Origin of the sequence: Vibrio sp. 10N.261.52.A1 (genome assembly GCF_002876325.1) — a bacterium.
In the GTDB taxonomy this organism is placed as follows: domain Bacteria; phylum Pseudomonadota; class Gammaproteobacteria; order Enterobacterales; family Vibrionaceae; genus Vibrio; species Vibrio chagasii.
In genome coordinates this window covers 1-2855 of sequence record NZ_MCYD01000828.1, presented here as the reverse complement: position 1 = coordinate 2855, position 2855 = coordinate 1, and the positions used below count along the sequence as shown (strand labels likewise).

The 2855-nt window shown below is 45.0% G+C and carries 2 protein-coding genes and 1 pseudogene; all 3 read left to right on the top strand.

The window, feature by feature from the left end; translation table 11 throughout:
- A partial coding sequence (locus tag BCT81_RS17620; RefSeq protein WP_133152653.1) for an extracellular solute-binding protein occupies window positions 1-1175 on the top strand: 1175 nt, incomplete at its 5' end.
- 12 nt (window positions 1176-1187) lie between these two features.
- Window positions 1188-2276 carry a microcin C ABC transporter permease YejB gene (locus BCT81_RS17615; protein WP_102425290.1) on the top strand — a complete coding sequence of 363 codons (1089 nt, stop codon included), beginning with the start codon at window positions 1188-1190 and terminating at the stop codon, window positions 2274-2276.
- A gap of 32 nt (window positions 2277-2308) precedes the next feature.
- Window positions 2309-2855 (top strand): annotated as a pseudogene (locus BCT81_RS17610) (ABC transporter permease); the annotation flags it as partial.

Sequence of the window (2855 nt, the reverse complement as noted above, 5' to 3'; positions counted from 1 at the left end):
GTCCTTATAAGATCATCAGTTATAAGTCGGGTCAAAGTGTTACTTACGGCCTTGATGAAAACTATTGGGCGGCAGATCTGCCCGTTAACGTGGGTCGCAATAACTTCAAGGAAGTGCAGTACGACTACTATCGTGACGACACTGTGATGTTAGAAGCCTTTAAAGCAGGGGAGTTTGATCTTCGAACAGAGAACTCAGCCAAGTTCTGGGCTAACTCTTACACAGGCGCAAACTTCGACAAAGGCTATATCGTCAAAGAAGAGATCAATCACGAGAAGCCAGAGTCGACCCAAGGCTTTGTCTACAATATTCAATCTCCAGTGTTCTCAGATCCTAAAGTTCGTGAAGCGTTAACATACGCGATGGACTTTGAGTGGATGAATAAGAACATGTTCTACGGCCAGTACAAACGCACTCGTAGTTACTTCCAAAATACTGACTATGAAGCGAAAGGCTTGCCAAGTGAAGACGAAGTGGCGCTGTTGTCTCAGTACAAAGACCAGATCCCACCACGAGTGTTTACTGAAGAATACCAACCGCCAGTCACCGATGGCAGTGGCCGTATTCGTAGCCAAATGCGCACGGCATTCAAACTGCTGAAAGAAGCAGGTTGGGTACTAAAAGACAAAGTAATGACCAACGAAAAGACTGGCAAGCCTATGTCGTTCGAGTTGTTGATTTACAGCCCAACTACGGAGCGTATTGCTACACCTGTTCAAAAGAACCTTAAGCGAATGGGGATCGAGATGAAGATCCGCACGGTCGATACCACGCAATACATCAAGCGTCTTCGTGACCGAGATTTTGATATGGTCTCTTCATCGTTTTCGCCAAATCCTTATCCAAGCCCGAACTTAATGATTGTTTGGAACTCTAACTACATTGATTCTACTTACAATACAGCTGGCGTAATGGATCCTGTGGTGGATGCGTTAACTGAAGAAATCGCGCGTAACCAACAGAACCCAGAAAAGCTCCTTACGCTAGGTCGCTCTCTTGACCGTGTGTTGCAGTGGAACTTCTACAACATTCCTCAATGGCACGTGGGCGAATACCGAGTGGCGATGTGGGACAAGTTTGAGCGTCCGGATGTGCTGCCTAAATACGATTTAGGTATCGATACATGGTGGATTTCAGAAGAGAAGGCGGCATTGCTTCCTGAGAAACGTCGCTAGGAGTTAGTTAGCATGGCTGCGTATATATTTCGACGTTTGTTGTTGGTGATCCCCACGCTGTGGGCGATCATCACGATTAACTTTTTCATCATTCAGATTGCGCCGGGTGGCCCAGTAGAACAGGCTGTGGCGCAGTTAGAAGGGCACAACTCCGGTATTATGGAGCGCTTTTCTGGTGGTGGACAAGAAGTTGATTTAAGCGAGAGTGATCAAGCGTCTGCCAGTGGCTATAAGGGCTCACGCGGGCTGGATCCTGAAGTGGTTGAAGAGATCAAAAAGCAGTTTGGTTTTGATAAGCCAATTCACGTTCGCTACTTTGAGATGTTGAAAAATTACGTGACCTTTAACTTTGGTGAAAGCCTGTTTAAGGGCGGTAATGTTATCGATTTAATCATCGAGCGCTTGCCTGTATCTATTTCTTTGGGGCTTTGGAGTACGTTAATCATTTACGTGATTTCGATACCTCTGGGCATTATGAAGGCGATTCATCACGGCTCTCGTTTTGATATTTGGTCGAGCGCGGTGGTGATTGTCGGTTATGCGGTCCCTGGTTTCTTGTTTGCTATCATTCTGATTATCTTATTCGCGAGTGGTAACTACTTCAGTTGGTTCCCTTTAAGAGGCTTGGTGTCGAGTAACTTTGACCAACTCAATTGGTATCAGCAAATTGGTGATTACTTTTGGCATTTAGCTTTGCCTATTTTCGCCATGGTGATCGGTGGTTTTGCCACACTTAGCATGCTGACCAAAAACTCTTTCCTTGATGAGATCAACAAGCAATATGTAGTAACAGCACGAGCGAAAGGTTTGGACGAGAACAGTATTCTCTACAAGCACGTTTTCCGTAACGCAATGTTGATCATTATTGCCGGTTTCCCTAGCGCATTTATTAGTATTTTCTTCACTGGTTCTATGTTGATTGAAGTGATGTTTTCACTCGAAGGCATTGGCTTACTTGGCTTTGAGTCCACCATTCAACGTGATTACCCAGTGGTATTTAGTTCTCTCTATATTATGACCTTACTGGGTTTGGTGTTGAGCATTATCTCCGACCTGACTTATACCTGGGTTGATCCTCGAATTGATTTTGAAGCGCGTTAATGGCGAATGAATAACAAAGGTATTGATTAAAAATGTTTAGCAACCCTTTAGCTGAAGCTCGTTGGTTACGTTTTAAAGCAAACAAGCGTGGTTTTATCTCCTTGTGGATATTCACCTTGTTGTTTGGCTTGAGCCTGTTCGCTGAGATCATCGCGAACGATAAGCCATTATTGGTTTCTTATGACAATCAATGGTTTGTGCCTGTCATTAATGAATACGCAGAGACAGAATTCGGTGGGGAGTTTGAAACCGAAGCCGACTATAAAGACCCGTATGTAATCGACCTCATCGAAGAGAATGGCTATATCGTTTGGCCTATCATTCCTTTCAGCTACGACACTATCAACTTCGATATCGCAGGCGCGGTACCATCGGAGCCTGACTCGGTTAACTGGTTAGGGACAGATGACAAAGGGCGAGATGTGTTGGCTAGAATTATTTATGGCTTTCGTATCTCGGTACTCTTTGGTTTTGTTCTGACGATTGTTTCAAGTGTCATTGGTGTGGTCGTTGGGGCGACACAAGGTTATTACGGCGCCTGTTTGGGCAACGTTTCATCGAGGTGTGGTCCGGAATGCC

What these genes read in the sequence shown, in the direction of transcription:
- BCT81_RS17615 (WP_102425290.1), top strand. Translation starts at nt 1,188, where the DNA reads ATGGCTGCGTATATATTTCGACGTTTGTTGTTGGTGATCCCCACGCTG.